The sequence below is a fragment of the Candidatus Bandiella numerosa genome, from assembly GCF_021811875.1.
In the GTDB taxonomy this organism is placed as follows: Bacteria; Pseudomonadota; Alphaproteobacteria; order Rickettsiales; family Midichloriaceae; genus Aquirickettsia; species Aquirickettsia numerosa_A.
In genome coordinates, this window is the sequence record NZ_JAJBJD010000087.1 from 1 (window position 1) to 4,480 (window position 4,480).

Below are 4,480 nucleotides of genomic sequence, written 5' to 3' on the forward strand. Positions count from 1 at the left end.
CTCTCTGATACTACCTCGCCTTTTTCTTTTTTTCTTACTATTATTTCAAAATCCATTTGATACCTGTATTGTTTTAGGTCAAAGGTTAGCACTTTTCCTATTTATACGCTATCTAATATTTATGCTTACATTTAGAATTGTCTTTTATTTTTTCAAGTAATTCATTAAAGGAAGTTTGTATTTCTTCGCTCCAGACTTTTCTTATCACTCTACTCATTTTGGTTTAATTAATTTTATTTTCATTTATAATGCGTAAACAAATCTAATTTTAAATAGATTTAATTTTTTAAATCAAGCTTAAAAAAATAAAAACAAAGTTATGGAATCAAAAATTAATGACAAAAATGAGATTAAGAATTTACAAGAGCAAAAATTTACTACAAAAAGAGCTACCGTCGAACAATTAGAGGAAATATTATACGAGCCAATTAAAGTTCTCGATCATGGATTTATAAGAGTAATTGACTATATGGGAGATGATTCTGCAATAGTCCAAGCAGCAAGAGTCTCATACGGTAAAGGAACAAAGATGCTAAGCCAAGATAAAGGCCTGATAAATTACTTAATGAGACACTATCATACCACCCCCTTTGAAATGTGTGAAATAAAATTGCATGTTAAGTTGCCAATATTTATAGCTAGACAATGGATAAGACATAGAACAGCAAATGTTAACGAATATTCGGCTAGATACTCAATTTTAGATAAAGAATTTTATCTACCTGATCCTCAAAATATTGAAATTCAGTCGCAATCAAATAAACAGGGACGAGAAGGTAAATTAGATCCAAATAAAGCGCAAAGAGTTTTAGATATAATTAGGGATGACTCTTTAAGATGCTACGATAACTACATGGAGCTATTGAATTTGAATGAAAAAACTGGGGAAATAAACGATCCGAATAAAGAAGGTATAGCCAGAGAATTAGCTAGGATGAATTTAACATTGAATTATTATACACAGTGGTACTGGAAAATAGATTTGAACAATTTGTTGCACTTTTTAAGATTAAGAGCAGACTCACATGCACAGTATGAAATTAGTGAATATTCTAACGTAATTCTTGATATAGTCTCAAAATGGGTGCCTCTTACGTATGAAGCATTTATAAATTATAGAAAAGACTCTATTAATCTCTCAAAAACAGGAGTAGAAACTATAAGGAGGATGCTAAAAGGTGAAAAATTATCTCAAGAAAGTAGCGGAATGTCTAAGAGAGAATGGTCTGAATTTTGCGATGCGTTCTTAAATCAAAAATAAACTGCTACCATTTTTGATGCATATCAATATCCAAAAAAAAATATGGAATAATCTACTAAATTACTCTAGTATGTGTTTTTTTAATTATGCTTACGTTAAATCATGAAGATAGCTTTTTTATTTCCAGGGCAAGGCTCTCAATTTATAGGAATGGGCAAGGAATTATATGAAAATTTCAACGAAGCAAAAGAGGTTTTTGAAACTGTAAATGATGCTTTAAATCAAAAATTAACCAAAATTATTTTTGATGGCCATGATGAAGATTTAAAAATTACAAGTAATACTCAACCTGCAATTATGGCAACTTCAGTTGCAGTTTTCAGGGTTCTCAGTTTACTTTCAAATAAAAATATTACCGAATTATGCTCTATCTCTGCAGGCCATTCTCTTGGAGAATATAGCGCCCTATGTATTGCAGAAGCACTAAAATTAAGTGATACGGCAAAAATATTGCGAGCAAGAGGAAATGCAATGCAAAAAGCAGTACCTGCTGGAGAGGGAGCCATGTATGCATTGATTGGTGGAGACGAAATTGTGGCAGAAAAAATTTGTTCAATATTATCAGAAAACGGTATTTGTGAAATTGCCAATGACAATGGTGGAGGGCAAATAATACTTAGCGGCAGCAAACAGGCTTTTGAAAAAATCAATGATTTAGCAAAAGATTTCGGCATTAGAAAGGCAATACCACTTCCAGTGAGCGCTCCTTTTCATTGTAGCTTAATGAAGGAGGCAACTTCGATTATGAAAGAGGTACTAGAAGAATATCATTTTCAACCTCCAAAAATTGATATAATTGCAAATTACTCTGCAACAATTTATAAATCAGACAGTAGTATAAGGGATTCATTAGTAAAACAAATTGAAGGCAAAGTTAGGTGGCGTGAAACAATTGCCAAAATGTACCAGGAAAATGGGATCAGAAAATTTGTTGAGATTGGACCTGGAAAAGTTTTATCAAATCTTATCAAACGAGATTATCCAGATGTAGAGATTCATAGTATAGAATCGCCATCGGACATTGAAAATTATTTAAAATAGGAGGAGTGAATGTTTAATTTAACAGGTAAGCTTGCTTTAGTTACTGGTGCAACAGGGGGTATTGGGCGGTCCATTGTGAAAACATTAGCAAATCAGGGAGCTAAAGTTATTATGGTTGGCAGAAATGAGGAAAAATTGCAAAATTTAAAGCAGGAACTGGGTGATAAAGTATCTTCACTTATTTGTGATTTTAACGATGATTCACAAATTAATTCGTTAATTGAAAATGCAGAAAAACAATTTGGTAATATCGATATTTTAGTATGTAATGCAGGCATTACAAAAGATAATCTGGCACTTAGAATTAAAGATGAAGACTGGGACATAGTCATTAAAATGAACCTAACCTCAACTTTCAAATTAAACAGAGCAGCTATTAAATCTATGGTGAAAAGAAGGTACGGCAAAATTATTAACATTTCATCTGTGATTGGCTTAAGTGGAAACGCCGGTCAGTCTAATTATGCCGCAAGTAAAGCTGGGATAATTGCAATGTCAAAATCAATCGCAAAAGAGGTTGCATCCAGAGGCATAACAATCAATTGCGTTGCTCCAGGCTATATCGATACCCCTATGACAGAAGTTTTAGGTGATGACATAAAAAATTCTATAATTGCACATATTCCTACAGGTAGGATTGGAACACCTCAAGACGTGGCAAATGCAGTCTTATTCCTTGCATCTGATGAAAGCTCATACATCACTGGTCATACCCTAAGCGTTAACGGTGGAATGCTAATGCAATAATGCTACAAGATGTTTATGAAAAAAATATCTCAGCTAATGGGTATAAAAAAGATGCAAATCAATTGGCATTAATTAATTTACTTGCTGATTATAGCTCCCAAATTGAAGATTCAGAAAATTTCATCAGTAGGCTATTTAACAGAAAAAAATCCAAAAAACATGGTGTTTATTTATGGGGAAAAGTTGGGAGAGGAAAAACTTTCATCCTCAATATGTTTTATAATAATCTAAAAATTAATAATAAATTCAGGCAACATTTTCACGAATTTATATTGGATTGCCATGAAAAAATAAACAATCTAAATCAGCAAAAAAATGTTGATGATAAAGTCACTAGAATTGCCAAAGATATTTCACAAAAATTTAAAATTCTATATTTAGATGAGTTTCAAATAAATAATATTGCAGATGCAATGCTACTATCAAAAATTTTCACAGAATTAATTGCCAATGGTGCTTATATATTTTTCACATCAAATTTCAGGCCTGAAGAAATTTATAAACATGGGCTTAAGAGAGAATACATATACCCCTTCATTGAGTTAATTAAGGAAAAAATTGAGATTTTTAATCTAGATACCGAGGTAGATTTCAGAAAGGAAAAACTAAAAGAATTTAAATTATTCATGCATCCTTATAATGAACAAAAATTTCAATCACTAATCGATAATTTCTTAGATGTTAAAGATTATATACAAACAAAAATTCAAATATCAGAAAATAGATATTTATACATCAACAGAAGTGCTGGCAAAATTGCAAGATTTACATTTAATGAATTATGCGTAGAAAATTTAGGATCAAGTGATTATATAGCTTTATGTAAGCATTTTACCATATTAATAATCGAAAATATTCCGCAGTTAAAATTTGATAATCACAATGAAGCATTAAGATTTATTACTTTGATCGATTGTATGTATGATAATAAAATCATTGGTATCTTTTCTGCTGAAACCAAATTAGATATGCTATATATTGGAAAAATCCACAGAGCTGAATTTGATAGGACCATTTCCAGGATATATGAAATGCAATCCAATGAATATCTAGACAACTCTTTATTATATGCGCGATAATCAATTTATACTAATCAGCGCTATAAATAACTGACCATAAGTCAATTCGCTTTACTGGAGTCAATATAAAAAAGAACTGCCTTAAAGAAAGCAGTTCTAATAATCTTAGACAAATATCTGTACGATATTATATGGATTGAATCAATTGTAACAAATGATGTGGAGTTTGAATCAACTTAGCTTCAGCCGCAATCGCTGCAGTCAATTTAGCTTGCTCTTGAGAGAAGTCCTGACTTCATGCACTTTGAGAGAAGTGTATAGAGGTAGGTGAGGAAAAAGGAGGAGAAAATTTTAAAGTCGCTGAGTAGTGCCTAAGCTAAATATTAGTTGACATTATATTATTTACTGGTAA

The 4,480-nt window shown here is 31.4% G+C and carries 4 protein-coding genes; all 4 read left to right on the forward strand.

Translation table 11 applies throughout. From position 1 onward, the window contains the following. Positions 1-319: 319 nt before the first annotated feature. A complete protein-coding gene (thyX, locus tag L8D11_RS03655; RefSeq protein WP_236870320.1) occupies positions 320-1,261 on the forward strand; it encodes an FAD-dependent thymidylate synthase in 942 nt (313 codons plus the stop codon). Between the two features lie 102 nt (positions 1,262-1,363). Then, positions 1,364-2,302 (forward strand): ACP S-malonyltransferase, encoded by a 939-nt coding sequence (gene fabD, locus L8D11_RS03660; RefSeq protein WP_236870321.1) that lies wholly within the window; start codon positions 1,364-1,366, stop codon positions 2,300-2,302. Positions 2,303-2,311: 9 nt separating this feature from the next. Then, positions 2,312-3,049 carry a 3-oxoacyl-[acyl-carrier-protein] reductase gene (gene fabG, locus L8D11_RS03665; protein WP_236870322.1) on the forward strand — a complete coding sequence of 246 codons (738 nt, stop codon included), beginning with the start codon at positions 2,312-2,314 and terminating at the stop codon, positions 3,047-3,049. Then, positions 3,049-4,128 carry a cell division protein ZapE gene (gene zapE / locus L8D11_RS03670; RefSeq protein WP_236870323.1) on the forward strand — a complete coding sequence of 360 codons (1,080 nt, stop codon included), beginning with the start codon at positions 3,049-3,051 and terminating at the stop codon, positions 4,126-4,128. The genes fabG and zapE overlap by 1 nt, the downstream gene beginning before the upstream one ends. Positions 4,129-4,480 lie beyond the last annotated feature (352 nt).